The organism is Corynebacterium sp. ACRPZ (genome assembly GCF_022346205.1).
In the GTDB taxonomy this organism is placed as follows: domain Bacteria; phylum Actinomycetota; class Actinomycetes; order Mycobacteriales; family Mycobacteriaceae; genus Corynebacterium; species Corynebacterium lehmanniae.
Genome location: NZ_JAKRMR010000008.1, coordinates 18,512 through 33,065, shown reverse-complemented (window position 1 = coordinate 33,065; position 14,554 = coordinate 18,512). Strand labels below are relative to the sequence as shown.

General features: G+C 67.1%; 15 protein-coding genes. 10 read left to right on the top strand and 5 right to left on the bottom strand.

What is annotated here, in order from left to right:
* The first annotated feature begins 127 nt into the window (after positions 1-127).
* The 6 genes from recA to MHX64_RS06800 are packed head-to-tail and all read left to right on the top strand — an operon-like array spanning position 128 to position 5,929.
* On the top strand, positions 128-1,255 hold the full coding sequence (recA, locus tag MHX64_RS06825) for a recombinase RecA (protein WP_239357377.1): 1,128 nt from the start codon (positions 128-130) through the stop codon (positions 1,253-1,255).
* Positions 1,256-1,837 carry a recombination regulator RecX gene (gene recX / locus MHX64_RS06820; RefSeq protein ID WP_239357375.1) on the top strand — a complete coding sequence of 194 codons (582 nt, stop codon included), beginning with the start codon at positions 1,256-1,258 and terminating at the stop codon, positions 1,835-1,837.
* Between the two features lie 47 nt (positions 1,838-1,884).
* On the top strand, positions 1,885-2,601 hold the full coding sequence (locus MHX64_RS06815) for a 6-carboxyhexanoate--CoA ligase (protein ID WP_239357374.1): 717 nt from the start codon (positions 1,885-1,887) through the stop codon (positions 2,599-2,601).
* Complete coding sequence (locus MHX64_RS06810) at positions 2,598-3,746, top strand: 8-amino-7-oxononanoate synthase (RefSeq protein ID WP_239357373.1); 1,149 nt, start codon at positions 2,598-2,600, stop codon at positions 3,744-3,746. Before MHX64_RS06815 ends, MHX64_RS06810 begins: the two co-directional genes overlap by 4 nt.
* A 24-nt stretch (positions 3,747-3,770) precedes the next feature.
* Positions 3,771-5,297 carry a tRNA (N6-isopentenyl adenosine(37)-C2)-methylthiotransferase MiaB gene (gene miaB / locus MHX64_RS06805; RefSeq protein ID WP_370642131.1) on the top strand — a complete coding sequence of 509 codons (1,527 nt, stop codon included), beginning with the start codon at positions 3,771-3,773 and terminating at the stop codon, positions 5,295-5,297.
* Between the two features lie 17 nt (positions 5,298-5,314).
* Positions 5,315-5,929, top strand: a complete 615-nt coding sequence (locus MHX64_RS06800) for a hypothetical protein (RefSeq protein ID WP_239357372.1) — start codon at positions 5,315-5,317, stop codon at positions 5,927-5,929.
* A gap of 140 nt (positions 5,930-6,069) precedes the next feature.
* Here MHX64_RS06800 and MHX64_RS12085 read toward each other — a convergent pair whose 3' ends face one another.
* Positions 6,070-7,149, bottom strand: a complete 1,080-nt coding sequence (locus tag MHX64_RS12085; RefSeq protein WP_239357371.1) for a GNAT family N-acetyltransferase — start codon at positions 7,147-7,149, stop codon at positions 6,070-6,072.
* Between the two features lie 13 nt (positions 7,150-7,162).
* Positions 7,163-8,524 (bottom strand): DUF349 domain-containing protein, encoded by a 1,362-nt coding sequence (locus MHX64_RS06790; protein ID WP_239357370.1) that lies wholly within the window; start codon positions 8,522-8,524, stop codon positions 7,163-7,165.
* Between the two features lie 127 nt (positions 8,525-8,651).
* Here MHX64_RS06790 and MHX64_RS06785 point away from each other — a divergent pair, with 127 nt between their 5' ends.
* The 3 genes from MHX64_RS06785 to dapF are packed head-to-tail and all read left to right on the top strand — an operon-like array spanning position 8,652 to position 10,920.
* Entirely contained in the window at positions 8,652-9,218 is a 567-nt protein-coding gene (locus MHX64_RS06785) for a hypothetical protein (protein ID WP_239357369.1), read from the top strand.
* On the top strand, positions 9,215-10,114 hold the full coding sequence (gene miaA, locus MHX64_RS06780; RefSeq protein WP_239357368.1) for a tRNA (adenosine(37)-N6)-dimethylallyltransferase MiaA: 900 nt from the start codon (positions 9,215-9,217) through the stop codon (positions 10,112-10,114). Before MHX64_RS06785 ends, miaA begins: the two co-directional genes overlap by 4 nt.
* Entirely contained in the window at positions 10,111-10,920 is an 810-nt protein-coding gene (gene dapF / locus MHX64_RS06775; protein ID WP_239357367.1) for a diaminopimelate epimerase, read from the top strand. The genes miaA and dapF overlap by 4 nt, the downstream gene beginning before the upstream one ends.
* 9 nt (positions 10,921-10,929) lie before the next feature.
* Here dapF and MHX64_RS06770 read toward each other — a convergent pair whose 3' ends face one another.
* Both MHX64_RS06770 and MHX64_RS06765 read right to left on the bottom strand, forming a co-directional pair.
* Positions 10,930-11,445, bottom strand: coding sequence for a hypothetical protein (locus tag MHX64_RS06770; protein ID WP_194559412.1), 516 nt, complete (start codon positions 11,443-11,445; stop codon positions 10,930-10,932).
* 19 nt (positions 11,446-11,464) lie between these two features.
* Positions 11,465-12,217, bottom strand: coding sequence for a hypothetical protein (locus tag MHX64_RS06765; RefSeq protein ID WP_239357366.1), 753 nt, complete (start codon positions 12,215-12,217; stop codon positions 11,465-11,467).
* Positions 12,218-12,287: 70 nt separating this feature from the next.
* Here MHX64_RS06765 and hflX point away from each other — a divergent pair, with 70 nt between their 5' ends.
* Positions 12,288-13,823 (top strand): GTPase HflX, encoded by a 1,536-nt coding sequence (gene hflX, locus MHX64_RS06760; protein WP_194559410.1) that lies wholly within the window; start codon positions 12,288-12,290, stop codon positions 13,821-13,823.
* On the opposite strand, the gene nagB is transcribed toward hflX, so the two are convergent.
* Positions 13,820-14,545, bottom strand: a complete 726-nt coding sequence (gene nagB / locus MHX64_RS06755; RefSeq protein WP_239357365.1) for a glucosamine-6-phosphate deaminase — start codon at positions 14,543-14,545, stop codon at positions 13,820-13,822. The genes hflX and nagB overlap by 4 nt on opposite strands.
* Positions 14,546-14,554: the final 9 nt, after the last annotated feature.

Sequence of the window (14,554 nt, the reverse complement as noted above, 5' to 3'; positions counted from 1 at the left end):
TGTTTTCCGCTTGGGAAAGATTTCTTCGCGTTCGAGGGAACCGAAGCGGTATGGCGATACGTCTAACTAAGAAACTGTGCACGCGACGCGCCCAGCGCCGCCGAATACTTGGAGGTAGAAACACCACATGGCAACGAAAAAGAAGTCCGCGGCTTCGGCCGGCAACGACCGCAAGAATGCGCTCGATGCAGCGCTGGCAATGATTGAGAAGGACTACGGCAAGGGCGCTGTCATGCGCTTGGGCGACGAGAACCGCCCGCCGATCCAGTCCATCTCTTCCGGCAACACTGCCATCGACGTCGCGCTCGGCATCGGTGGTTGGCCGCGCGGACGAATCGTGGAGATTTACGGGCCGGAGTCTTCCGGTAAGACCACCGTGGCGCTGCACGCGATCGCGGAGGCGCAGCGCGGCGGCGGCATCGCGGCGTTTATCGACGCGGAGCACGCCCTCGACCCGGATTACGCGCGCAAGCTCGGCGTGGACACCGACAACCTGCTGGTTTCCCAGCCGGACACCGGCGAGCAGGCGCTGGAGATTGCGGACATGCTTGTGCGCTCGGGCGCGATCGACATGATTGTGATTGACTCGGTGGCCGCACTGACACCGAAGGCCGAGATTGAGGGCGAGATGGGCGACAGCCACGTCGGCCTGCAGGCCCGCCTGATGTCCCAGGCGCTGCGCAAGATGACCGGTGCGCTGTACAACTCCGGCACCACCGCCATCTTCATTAACCAGCTGCGCGAGAAGATCGGCGTGATGTTCGGCTCCCCGGAGACCACCACCGGCGGTAAGGCGCTGAAGTTCTACGCGTCGGTGCGCTGCGATGTCCGCCGTATTCAGACGCTGAAGGACGGCCAGGACTCCATTGGCAACCGCACCAAGATGAAGGTGGTGAAGAACAAGGTCTCCCCGCCGTTCAAGATCGCCGAGTTCGACATCATGTACGGCGAGGGCATCTCGCGTGAGAGCTCGATCATCGACATGGGTGTGGAAAACGGCATCGTGAAAAAGTCCGGTTCCTGGTTCACCTACGAAGGCGACCAGCTCGGCCAGGGCAAGGAGAAGGCCCGCATCTTCCTGAAGGAGAACCCGGACCTGGCCAACGAGATCGAGGACAAGATCTTCCGCGCGCTCGGCGTGGGCAAGTACGCCAACGCGTCCGACGAGCTGACGGACGAGCCGGTGGATATGGTGCCGAACATCGACTTCGACGACGAGGACGACGTGGCTGCACCGGCAACCGCGGAGAAGTAGTTGACGGACGCGGACAAGGTTGCCCGGCTCCAGGCGGCGCTTGACGCCTACGAGCCGGGCACCGGTCTTTTCGACCGGACACACGAGGAGGCCCTGGCGCCCGTTCGCAAACGGGCGCTTGGCCTGCTTGATCAGCGTGCGCGCTCCCGCGCGGAGCTGCGCGAGCGGCTGATCAAGGCCGAGTTCGAGCCGCAGCTTGTGGACGAAGTCATCGACGACCTGGCCGGCTCCGGCCTGATCAACGACGCGCAGTTCGCCCACGAGTGGGTGCGCCAGCGCGCCGCCCGCCGAGGCAAGTCCGCCCGTGCGCTGGACATGGAGCTGCGCGATAAGGGCGTCGGGGGAGCGGACCGCGCCGCGGCCCTGGAGCAGATCTCGGACGAAGACGAGGAGCACACCGCACGCGCGGTTGCGGAAAAGTCCGCGCGGAAGGTTAAAGCAGCTCCCGCAGACCGCGCAGAGTACGACAAGCACCTGCGCCGCGTCGTTGGTGCGTTGGCCCGGCGCGGCTTCAACCAGGGTATGGCGCTGCGCATCGCTCGCGAGGAGCTGGACACGCGCATCGCCGAGTGCGAGGAGTAGGCCGAAACACTGAACGGTGTTCAAGACGGTCTCCTAGACTTGTCCGCATGGCATTGTTCAGCGTGAAGATGCGCTCCAGCGCGCTCGGCACCCACATCTCGGGCGCCGAGCGCATCGTGGAGGAGCGCGAGGTGTCGGACGTGTGCGCCGCGATGGGCGCACGCGCGTTAGCCCACGGCAAGGGAAGGCCGGATTCGATCACCGTCACCGTGACCGCCATCGACGGCGACGTCGCACATATCCCGGCCTTGCCAATCACGGAGGCGCATTGCGCAGACCCGGTAGAGGCCCGCGAGACCGTGATCGACGCGCTCGCCCCGCTGACCCTGCACGCCGCCGAGGCCTGGGAGCTGCTCACCGGCGTGCGCGATATGCGCGGGGCCATCCTGCTCCACGCGGCAACCGGTGCACGCCTCGAACCGGATCACGCCCGCGGCGTGCGGGTGACCTCCATGGACGCCGCCACCGCCACAGGGGAGCGTCCCGAGGCGCACTCCGGCAAGACCCGCGTCACCGATGCACTCGTGCTCGCTTCAAAGGTGGCGCACCACCCGGCGGTGCTCGCCGAGGTGTGCATCTCGGACGATCCGGACTACACCACCGGCTACGTGGCCTCCACAGGGCTCGGTTACCTGCGCGTGCCCAACATGAAGCCGGCGGGCTCCCCGATAGGCGGGCGCCTGTTCGTGGTAGACACCGATGACCCTGCGGACCTGATCGATTACCTCGAACACACCCCTGTGTTGGTCGGGGAGGCCAAATGAGCTGGCTCGACAACGCCGCCGAGCAAGAGTGCAACAACTGGCGCAGCCAAGGTCTCGAGCGCACCCAAGCAATCTTCAGCACTGGCCAGACCCCGGTAGCGACCATCGACGGGCGCGAGTATGTCCTGTTCAGCTCCTCGAACTACCTGGGGCTGGCCGAACACCCCGCCGTGACCACAGCGGCTGCCGACGCGCTCAACCGTTTCGGCGCGGGCTCCGGCGGATCGCGCCTGACCACCGGTACCACGGACCTGCACAGCCAGGTTGAGCGCGATTTTGCCCGCTTCCTTGGCTATGAGGACGCCGTGTTCTTCTCCGCCGGGTTCATGGCCAATGCTGGGGTGCTGCAGGCGCTCGCCGGCCCGGGCACGCTCATCGTCTCGGACGAGCGCAATCACGCCAGCATCATCGACGGCTGCCGCTTGGCCAAGGCGCAGGGTGCCACGGTGCGTGTGTACCGCCATCGCGACCCGGCGCACGTCGACGAGCTGCTGCGAGGGCACTCCGGAGCAGCGATCGTGGTCACCGACGGGCTGTTTTCCATGGGCGGCACCCTCGCGCCCGTCCCCGAACTCCTCACTGTCTGCCGCGCCCGCGGTGCCGCCCTCATGGTCGACGACGCGCACGGCACCGGCACACTAGGAGCTCGAGGCCGCGGCATCACGGAGCACTTTTCGCTTATCGACGACCATCCGGACATCCTCGTTGCCACCTCATCCAAGGCGCTCGGAGTCGAAGGCGGGGCAGTGGCCACCTCCGCACCAGTGGCGGCGTTGCTGCGGCAGAAAGCCCGCACCTTCGTCTATTCCACTTCGTCCACGCCAGCGACGTGCGCGGCGGTCTCCGCGGCTATCGGCGTGCTCGAGGGCGAGGACAGTCCGGTGCTTGCGCTGCACCGGAACATCCGTCGCTTGGCAAGCCAGCTCGGGATGGATGCGTGGGCCAGCCCGATCATCCCGGTGCCCATCGGCGACGAAACGCGCGCGGTGAACGCGTCCGCCAGGCTCCGGGAGGCCGGGTACTTCGTGCCCGCCATCCGCTGGCCGACCGTCCCGCGCGGTGCTGCGATGCTGCGGGTGACGGTGATGGCCACCCACACCGACGCGCAGATCGACGGGCTGGCAGACGTCATTTCGCGGTTGTAGCTCACCTGGTTAGACTGTCTCGCCGTGACTACGGCGAGCACCACCCAAAACAGCAATCCCCGCACCTACGAGGTGCGCACGTTCGGCTGCCAGATGAACGTGCACGACTCCGAGCGTCTTTCCGGCATGCTCGAAGACGCGGGCTACGTCGCGGCCGATGCCGGCGAGGAGCCCGACCTGGTGGTCTTCAACACCTGCGCGGTGCGCGAGAACGCTGACAAGCGCCTCTACGGCTCGCTCGGACAGCTGAAGAACGTCAAGGCCGACCACCCGGGCATGCAGATCGCCGTCGGCGGGTGCCTGGCGCAGAAGGACCGCGACACAGTCATCGAGAAGGCGCCGTGGGTGGATGCAGTCTTTGGCACCCACAACATCTCCGCGCTGCCGGCGCTGCTCGACCGGGCACGTGTGGAGGACGAAGCGCAGGTGGAGATTGTGGAGGCCCTCGAGGTCTTCCCGTCCGTGCTGCCCGCGAAGCGCGAGTCCGCCTACGCCGGCTGGGTGTCCATCTCTGTGGGCTGCAACAACACCTGCACGTTCTGCATCGTGCCCAGCCTGCGCGGCAAGGAGGTGGACCGCCGTCCGGGCGAGATCCTGGCCGAGGTCAAGGCGCTGGTGGACCAGGGTGTGTCCGAGGTGACGCTGTTGGGTCAGAACGTCAACTCCTACGGCGTGAACTTCGTCGACGAGGACATGGAGCGCGACCGCTCGGCGTTTTCCAAACTGCTGCGCGCCTGCGGCGACATCGAGGGCTTGGAGCGCGTGCGCTTCACCTCCCCGCACCCGGCGGAGTTCACGTCCGACGTCATCGACGCGATGGCGGAGACGCCGAACGTGTGCCCGCAGCTGCACATGCCGCTGCAGTCCGGCTCCGACAAGGTGCTGAAAGACATGCGCCGGTCCTACCGCTCCAAGAAATTCCTGGCCATCCTGGACGAGGTGCGCGAGAAGCTGCCGCACGCGGCGATCACCACCGACATCATCGTCGGCTTCCCGGGCGAGACCGAAGAGGACTTCCAGGCCACCCTTGACGTCGTGGAAAAGGCCCGCTTCACCTCCGCGTTTACCTTCCAGTACTCGCCGCGCCCAGGCACCCCGGCGGCGGAGATGGAGCAGCAGATCCCCAAGGCTGTGGTCCAGGAGCGTTTCGAACGCCTCCACGCGCTGCAGGAGCGTATCAGCGCGGAGGAGAACGCGAAGCTCGTGGATACGCGCCAGGAGCTGTTGGTGCAGGAGGACGGCCGCAAGAACGACCGCACCCAGCGCATGTCCGGCCGTGCCCGCGACGGGCGCCTGGTGCACTTCGCGCTCGAGGGCAACATCGACGGCGAGGTCCGCCCGGGCGATATCGTCACCGTCACCATCACCGAGGCGAAGCCGCACTACCTGATCGCAGATTCCGGGATCCACGAGCACCGCCGCACTAAGGCCGGCGACAACTCCGCGAGGGGAGAGGTGCCCACCACCGCGCCCATCGGTGTGGGCCTTGGCCTGCCGACGATTGGCCAGCCCGCCGCCGCTCCAGCAGATTCCGCCTGCTGCGGTAGCTAGGGCTACAGTTGGGCGACATGACGCAGCCCAACACCGAATCCCTTGCCCGCGCGGAGAAGAAAGCCGCATCCACCGTGGACATGGGCGCAAAACGCTGGGTGCTCGCCGCCGCGGTGGCCATCTACGTGGTGGCGCTGTTCCTACCGTTCGTCGGCGGGGCGTCGCTATGGCAGGTGCTCGCTGCCACTGACGCGGCGAAGGACGCCCAGACCGCAATCACGGAGTACGTCTTTGCGTGGATCTCCTTCATCGGCGTCGGTGTGCTGACCACACTTGCCGTTGCCACGCAGCGCTTCGCACTCGCGGTTCCTGCGTGGATGGTCACCACCGTCTCCCTTGTCTACTCGGTGCTGGGCATCTGGCTGCGCAACTCCAACGCCTCCGGTATCAGCCGTGGCCCCGGCTACTACCTGGTCCTGCTCGCGGTGGTGATCGTGGTGTGCACAGTGTTCCCGCTGATCCTGTCGCGCAACGAGGAGCAGGCGGCCGTCGCGAGGAAGCGCGCCGAGGCGCAGGGCAAGGACGAGGTGGCGCTCGCGCAGCGCGCCGCAACCAGGGAGCAGGAAAACCCTTTGCTTATCGACGACCGCCGTGCCCGCGCAGCAGAACGTCACCGCAAGACGTCGGACTAACGGATATAAAGCCGGGGCGGGTCACCCAGCCCCGCAAAGGCCGATATCGGCGTTTAGCGTGACCGCCGATCCGCGACCTGGTCTTTTGTGGCAGCTCACCTTGTAAACGCCGATATCGGCATTTACAAGGAGCGCACTGCCTACGGTTTCTGCCACGCGGTGGTGGAGGAAACCACCTCCGCGTCAAGGCCCCTCATGATCGCGTCCGCCGCGGGAGAGTCGGCGGGGTAGGAGCAGTAGACCGTCTCCAGGTCCTCCCAGATCTCCTTCGCGCGCGTGAGCGACGCGCGCAGCAGCGCCGAGCCGATGCCGCGGCCGCGGTGCTCCGGCAGCACGTAGACCAGGCCCAGCTCGCAGACTTTCGCGTCGTCGGCGAGGAAGCGCACCACCTCGCACAATCCGACGATCACGCCGTCGACGTAAGCGAGGCCCGTCAGCTGCGCGCCGCCGCGGTCTTGCAACCTCGCTCCGGCGTCGCGGATGCGCTCGAGGTCCCACTCGATGGTGTCCATGACCAGCTCCCCGCGGGGGTAGTCGCGCGAGGCCGAGGTGAGCAAACGGGAGAACTGCTCCAGCTCGCCGGGCGCGGCGTTTCGCCGTGCTGAGAAGCCGGGGCCCTGGACCACCGCGAACTGGGCGTCCGCAGCATCAGGCAACCCCTCAATCGCGGAGATGGAGAACGTGCCCTGGTCTTCGCGGAACGCCGGCGTGTAGCCGTAGCTGCGCACGTGCGGCGGCTCATCGGCTTCAACAGCGTGGGTGACCCACAGTTGGCGGGTGGGGCGGTTGAGGCGGGCCGACAGGTCGTCGAGAAGCTTGAGTGCGCTCTCCCACGGCTCGTCGGGGATGGGCTCGCCCGGAAGGGGAGCGAGCTCGGAGTCGAAGGTGAAGTTCGCTTCGATCACCCCGCGGTCCTCCAGCAGAGGCAGGGAGACGAACAGCCAGGCGTCGAGGGAGTCGAGGTCTTCGGGGAACAGCTCCGGGTAGCCCAGGTCGGTGACCGGTCGCAGGTGCTGCGTTGAAACTAAGCCGAACAGCATGGCCTCGGACTCGGCGGAGGGCTCTAAACGCTTGACAATGTGCGCGGCGGAGACGCCGGAGGTGGCAAGACCCGTGATGTCCTGGATGGCCAGCGTGGCGGAAAAGGCGTAGCCCCCGACCACGGCCTCGGCATCGTTGCCGTGGTCTGGTCGGGGGACGAAAAGGTGGGGGTGGAGCACTCGCGCTAACTTACTAGCCTTCGTTGATGGCCTTGGCGGCGACGTCGGCGAACTCCTGCCACTGCTTGGCCTGCTCGCGCAGGGAGGCGGCCTTGGTGGCGTCTCCCTTGGCCTCGGCGGCCTCGGCCTGCTTGGTAAAGTCGTCGGCCTTGACCTGGAACTGGTTGACCTTGTCCTGCTGCGCCGGGTCGGTCTTGCGCCAGCGGGAATCCTCGGCCTCGGACACGCGCTGCTCGATGCGGCCGATCTTGTCCTCGAACTCGCGCACACGCCCGCGGGGGACAAAGCCGATCTCGTCCCACTTGTCCTGCAGCTCGCGCAGCTTCGCCTTCGCTGCGCCGAGGCCCTTCGCGGGGTCGATGAGCGAGTCGTACTCGGAAATCAGTGCGTCCTTCGCCTCGGCGTTGGCCTCGAACTCGCGGTCGCGCTCGGCGTTGACGGCGTTGCGTGCCTCGAAGAAGTGGTCCTGGGCGGCGCGGAAGCGCTCCCACAGCTTGTCGTCCACCTCGCGCGGGGCGCGGCCGGCGGCCTTCCACTCCGTCATCAGGTCGCGGTACGCGCGGGCGGTGTGGCCCCAGTCGGTGGAGTCCTTCAGCGCCTCGGCGCGCTCCACCAGCTCCTCCTTGGTCTTCCTGGCCTGGGCGCGGTTGCGGTCCAGCTCGGCGAAGTGGGAGCCGCGGCGGCGGTTGAAGCTGTCGCGGGCGCGCGAGTAGCGCTTCCACAGCTCGTCGTCGGTTGCGCGGTCGATGCCGCGGATGCCGCGCCACTCCTCCAAAATCTCGCGGATGCGGTCGCCCGCGGCCTTCCACTCGGTGGAGTTCTCCGCCAGGTCCTCGGCCTCTGCGGCGAGCGCTTCCTTGCGGGCGATCGCCTGCTCGCGGCGCTGCGCCTTCTGCTCTTTCGCCTTCTCGCGCGCAGTGTCGGACGCGTCGATCGCCTTGTCCAGGCGGGCCTCCACAGCGTCGATGTCGCCGATCACGGCCGCGTCGTCAAGCGATGCCTTGAGCGCCTCCGCGGACTTGCGCAGCGCGTCCGCGTCCTCCGGGTGGGCGCGCAGTCGGGTCTCAATCAGCTCCACCTCGGTGACCAAGTCGTCGTAGCGCTGGCCGTAGTGCGCCAGGCCCTCCTCGGGCGTGCCCGCCTGCCAGGAGCCGATCTGGCGCTCCTCGCCGCCGCGGGTGAGAAAGACGTTGCCGTCTTCGTCCACGCGACCGAACTTGGACGGGTCCGACGGCTCGCGCGCGGGCAGGGGAGCCGGGGTCACGGTCTTTGCAGCTGCTCCCGGTCGCGGGCCCGGCTTCTTCGCCATCGCGGCCGGCGACGGTGCCTTGGTGCCCGGGGTCGGTGTGGAGTTCGAATCGGTCATGGTGGACATCCTTTCCGCGGCCTGTTGTGTGGCCGCACTGTGCCGCGCGTCGCGGCTGCCTTGCGCAATGCGTGCGATATTACCGGCACTTCACGCCCTGCGGGGAGCAAACGGGGCGCTGGGTAGGGTTGTGCGCGTGAGACCCAACCTCTGGATCGTGCCGGGATCGCCGGCACTCGCGCTTTCGCCTAGCGACGAAGCCTCGCAACGCCTTGTCAAGGCCGTCCGCACGCTCGCTGGCACCGCCGGTGGCAGGGCCATCGACATCGTCTGCTCGCTCGATGAGCGCTGGTACACCGCCCACACCGGCTCTCTCAAAGCCTGGGGCGGGCCGGAGATCACCGTGCGCGCGGGCAACCACTTAGGCGAGCTGGTCGCGCGGTTCACGTTAGGCGACCCGGAAGTGCGCGAGGTCCGCGGGGAGATCGGCGCCCCCGACCCGGACGCGGTGACCGTGGTGGTGCTCGACGGTCCGGCCGGGCTGACACCGCGAGCCCCGCTCGCGCTGGTCGACGGCGCGCCGGAGTACCACCGGCGTCTGTGCGGGTGGCTGGACGGTGGGCAACCGGAGGTCGTCGATAAGCAATTGCTCGAACCCGCGTTGTGGCACGAACTGGCGGCGCTGCGGCCACATAAGGCGACATTGCTGGACCACGACGACACCCTGGGCGTGGGGCGCTACGTAGCGGAGTGGAGCGTATGAAACCGATCGCAGTAGTGGGCCCGACCGCCAGCGGCAAGTCCGCGCTAGGCATCGCGCTGGCGCACGAGTTCGACGGCGAAGTGGTCAACGTGGACTCCATGCAGCTGTACAAAGGCATGGACATCGGCACCGCGAAGCTTCCCGTGGAGGAGCGCGAGGGCATCCCGCACCACCTGCTGGACATCTGGGAGGTCACGCGCACCGCCTCGGTGGCTGAGTACCAGTCGCTCGCGGTGGCGACGGTGGAAGAAATCATGTCGCGCGGCAAGATGCCGGTGCTGGTGGGCGGTTCGATGCTGTACGTGCAATCGCTTATCGACGCCTGGTCGTTCCCGCCCACCGACCCCACCGTGCGCGCGAAGTACGAGGAACGCTTGGCCGAGATCGGCGTGGACGCGCTGCACGCGGAGCTGGCCGAGGTGGACCCGGCTGCCGCCCGCACCATCGAGGACAAGGACCCGCGCCGCACCGTGCGCGCCCTCGAGGTTATCGAGCTGACCGGCAAACCGTTCCAGGCGTCGCAGCCGCCGAAGAACGCAGCACCCCGCTGGGGCACGCGCATCCTGGGGCTGCGCACGAACGCCGAGTGGTTGAACCCGCGCATCGAGCTGCGCACGCGCATGATGTTTGAGCAGGGGCTTATCGACGAAACGCGTGGCCTGGTGGACGCCGGCCTCGTGCGAGAATCCACCGCCGGCCACGCGATCGGCTACGCGCAGGTGCTGGCGATGTTGGATGGCGAGCTCACCGAGGACGAGGCGGTGGAGCAGACGATCACCGGCACGCGCCGGTACGTGCGCCGCCAGCGTTCCTGGTTCAACCGCGACCCGCGCACGGTGTGGCTGGACGCTGCCGGCGATGACGTTGTGGGTGCCGCGTTAGACTCACTGGCGTGAAATTTCTTAAAGCGCACGCCACCGAAAACGATTTCGTTGTCCTCATCGATGTCGACGACCAGCTCGACGTGACCCCGGAGCAGGTCGCGTTCCTCTGCGACCGTCGCGCTGGTGTCGGCGGCGACGGGTTGTTGCGCGTGGTGCGCCGCGGGGGAGCCGAAGGCATGTGGTTTATGGATTACCGCAACGCCGACGGCACCATCGCGGAAATGTGCGGCAACGGCATCCGGGCGTTCGCGCATGTGCTGGTGGCCGAGGGGCTTGAAGACGCCTCCGAGTTCGACGTTGACACCCGCGCCGGTGTCAAGCACATCCGGGTGATCTCCGCCGACTGCGCCGACGCGATTGTCTCCGTGGGCATGGGAAGCGTTGAGGTCACCGGTGTGTCCACCGCGGCGATGGGCGATCAGCAGTTCGCGGGTATCGGCGTGGACGTGGGCAACCCGCACCTGGCGTGCGTGATCCCGGGGATGACCTCCTCGGACCTTGCGGATATGGAGTTTGTGGCCCCTGAGTTCGACCCAGAGTTTTTCCCCAAGGGCGTCAACGTGGAAGTACTCACCGAGCTCGACCAGGGCAACGTGCACATGCGCGTGTGGGAGCGCGGCGTGGGCGAGACCCGCTCCTGCGGCACCGGCACCGTCGCTGCCGCGCAGGCGGCGCTTGCGGACGCGGGCATCGAGAACGGTTCCGTGATCGTGAACGTGCCGGGCGGGGCCATCGAGGTCGTGCTCGAAGACGGCGAGGCCACGATGACCGGCCCATCCACGATCGTGTTCCGCGGGGAGCTGGCGGACGAGCTGTAGGCCGGAGACCTACGCCGGGCCGATTTCTTTCGCGGCCCGGCGTGCGTCGTCCCAGGCCTCCTGCAGCTCAAAGGCGCGCTCGTCGGCGACGGTGAGGATGCGCTCCAGCTGCGCCTTGTCGGTGGAGGCGGACTCCAGGTAACCGTCGATGCGCTCCAAGAAGCGCCGGGCGGAAGACGCGCGCAGGAGAAACTCGTTGACCTGTGGCACCGAGTTGTCCGGGTTTGCCAGGGCGGGGTAGTGCAGGGTGCGGTCCGCGATGTCGGATGCAGCCGCGCCGTGCTGCAGCTGCTCGTAGGCGCCGAGCACCTCGGCGATATCGTCGCGCGCGTACTGCAGCGACGACCGGATGGCCATGACCTCCGGGTCAATCTGCACGCGCCGCACGAGCAAGATCGCCCCGATGATCAGCAGTGCCGACAGCAGAAGACCCGGCAGTTTGAGCGTGAACACCAGCAGCACAACGGCAGCGAGCACGAGTGCGCCGATTAACGCTCGGGAGAGATCTCTGTTCGGTGAGCTCATCGGGAAGCCTTTGTAACGGCTAGTGGCCGCCGCATCCGCAGGATCCGCCGCAGCCCCCGCAGCCGCCACCGGAAGGCGTCGGGATGGAACCAGCCATCACAGCGGTGCCGGCGATCACGGAATCGCGGGCGGGCAGGTCGCCGTCCGGCAGGCACACGTCGAACGGGAACGCCGCGTCCACGGAGACATGGATGAAGCGCTGGCCGGTCAGCGCGGAGGTGCGGTACTCCGCCTCCAGCACGCGGGCCGAAAACTCCGCGCTCGCATCCGGGGTGGTGGCGCTGCCGCTTGCCACGGCCTCGGCGCCGGGGGAGGTCACGGTGCCAACCACAGCGCCCGGGTGCAGTGCCAGGTAGGCGTCGGTGGACTCGTAGCGCTCAACCGCCAGGCCGAGTGCTGAGACCGAGAGCTCCTGCCATTCGAGCGCGGGATCGTCCACAAGCAAAGGCTCCTGCGCGAGATTCACCGTTAGCGACGCCATGGCATTGCCGCGGGGATCGACAATATCGGCCAGCGCGACGACGTCGTTAAGCGGCGTGATGTGCGCGTAGGTGCGGGTGACCGATTCGAAGCCAGCAAAGGTGGCAAACGGCTCCACAGCCAGGATGTTCAGCTGCGCGCCGGACGGGTCGGTGTACTGGATCAGCTGGCCACCGCGGACCTCGCCGACGACCGCGAGGCGGTCGGTGGCAATCGCGGCTTCGACTGCATCCTGCCACTTGTTAAAGCTCAAGCCGAGTGCGGAAAGATCGGTGCTCACTGCTGTGCTCATGGCCGTAGATTCTAGTCAATCGCCCCAACCGGGAAGAATCCTGGGCCATACTGCGTTCTATCGGGTAGATATGACAGTGACAGATTCACCACACAGGAAAGATCGCTTTTTGCTTGAAGACGAACTGACGCCAGAGCAGCGCACCCACGAGGAGCTGCTGCGACAGGCGTTTCGCCACAACGAGCCCCAGCCCGGCGCCGAACCCACAGTCGGCGCCCTCGACTTGGCGGACCGCAACTCCTTCCGCTCAGTCGCCGGCGCGACGGAGCTGCGCTCCGAAGACCACGTCGACATCTACGAGGTGGAGTACCGAAAGCTCCGCATCGAGCAAGTCCTCCTTGTCGGCGCGTGGACCGAAGGCACCGTGGCCGAGATCGAGGCGAGCATGTGGGAGCTGGCGGCGCTAGCGAAAACCGCCGGTGCTGAGGTTTTGGACATGCTGTACCAGAAGCGCGACAAGCCGGACCCGGGCACCTACATCGGCTCGGGCAAGGTGGCGGAGCTGCGCGAGATCGTGCAGGCCACCGGCGCCGACACGGTGATTTTCGACGGTGAGCTCTCGCCGTCGCAGATGATCGCGCTCGAGGAAGCGCTGAAGATCAAAGTGATCGACCGCACCATGCTCATTCTGGACATCTTCGCCCAGCACGCGAAGAGCAAAGAGGGTAAAGCTCAGGTCAGCCTGGCGCAGATGGAGTACCTGTACAGCCGCACCCGCGGTTGGGGCGGCAACCTGTCGCGCCAGGCCGGCGGCCGCGCCGGCTCCAACGGCGGCGTGGGCCTGCGCGGTCCCGGTGAGACGCGCATTGAGGCGGACCGTCGCCGCCTGCGCACCGAGATGGCCAAGCTGCGCCACCAGCTGCGCGACATGACCACGGCGCGCGAGGTCAAGCGCGCGAAGCGCCAGCGTTCCACCATCCCGAAGATTGCCATTGCCGGCTACACCAACGCCGGCAAATCCTCTCTGATCAACGCGATGACGGGTGCCGGCGTGCTGGTGGAAGACGCGTTGTTTGCCACCCTGGACCCCTCCACCCGCAAAGCGAAGCTCGCGGACGGGCGCAACGTGGTGCTCACCGACACCGTCGGGTTCGTGCGTCACCTGCCCACCCAGCTAGTCGAGGCCTTCAAGTCGACGCTCGAGGAGGTCGCGGGAGCCGATCTGGTGCTGCACGTCGTGGACGGCTCCGACGCGTTCCCGCTGAAACAGATCGAGGCCGTCAACGAGGTGCTCGCGGAGGTCACCCGCGATTCCGGCGAGGAGATACCCCCGGAGATCGTGGTGGTGAACAAGATCGACGAGGCCGACCCGCTGGTGCTGGCGGAGCTGCGCCACGCGTTTGAGAAGACCGGGCGCACGGCCGTGTTCGTCTCCGCGCTTACCGGCGAGGGCATCGAGGAGCTGGAGGCGCGCATCGAGCAGCACCTCAACTCCATCGAGGCGCACGTGACCATGGTGGTGCCTTACACCCGTGGCGACGTGGTCAGCCGCGTCCACGACGAGGGCACGGTGCGCTCGGAGGAATACGACGAGGCGGGCACGCGTATCGACGTCCGCCTGCCCCGCGTACTTGCAGAGCAGTACGCGGAGTTCGTGGTGAGCTAGCGCTCGAGCTTCGCCGCCGCGTCCTCGTCGAGGATCACCGTGGTTCGCGGGTGGTTTTGCAGCACCGATGCCGGGCAGCCCGGTGTCACCGGGCCCTCAACGAGGGCCTTGACTGCGTCGGCTTTATTCGGGCCGGTGGCGATGAGCACAATGGTGTGCGCCTCCATGATGGTGCCCACGCCCTGGGTCAGGGCCTTGCGTGGCACCTGGTCCTCGTTGTCGAAGAAGCGGGCGTTATCCGCCACGGTGGTGGGGTGAAGGTTGATCTCGCGCGTGCGCGAATCTAGGGCGCTGGGCGGCTCGTTGAACGCGATGTGGCCGTTGGCGCCGACGCCGAGGATCTGCACGTCCACGCCGCCGGCGGCGGCGATGCGTTCCTCGTAGCTGCGGGCTTCTGCCGCGGGGTCTGACGTCAGGCCGTCGAGAGACTGCACCTTTGCATCGTCGATGTCGACATGGCTGGTGAATTCTCGGCGGATGGTGGCGTAGTAAGACTGCTCGTCGGAGCGTTCCAGGCCGACGTACTCGTCCAGGAGGAACGCGTCGCACTGCGCGAAGCTCAAGCCTTCCTCGCGGTGGCGGCGGATCAACTCCATGTACGTGGGGGTCGGGGTCGAACCCGTGGCCAGGCCGAGGGTCGCGCCGCTTCGCACGAACGGTTCGATGATGTCGGCTGCGGACACGCCTACTTCTTCGGCGGTGGGGCGCACAATGATTTCCATGGTGCTCAA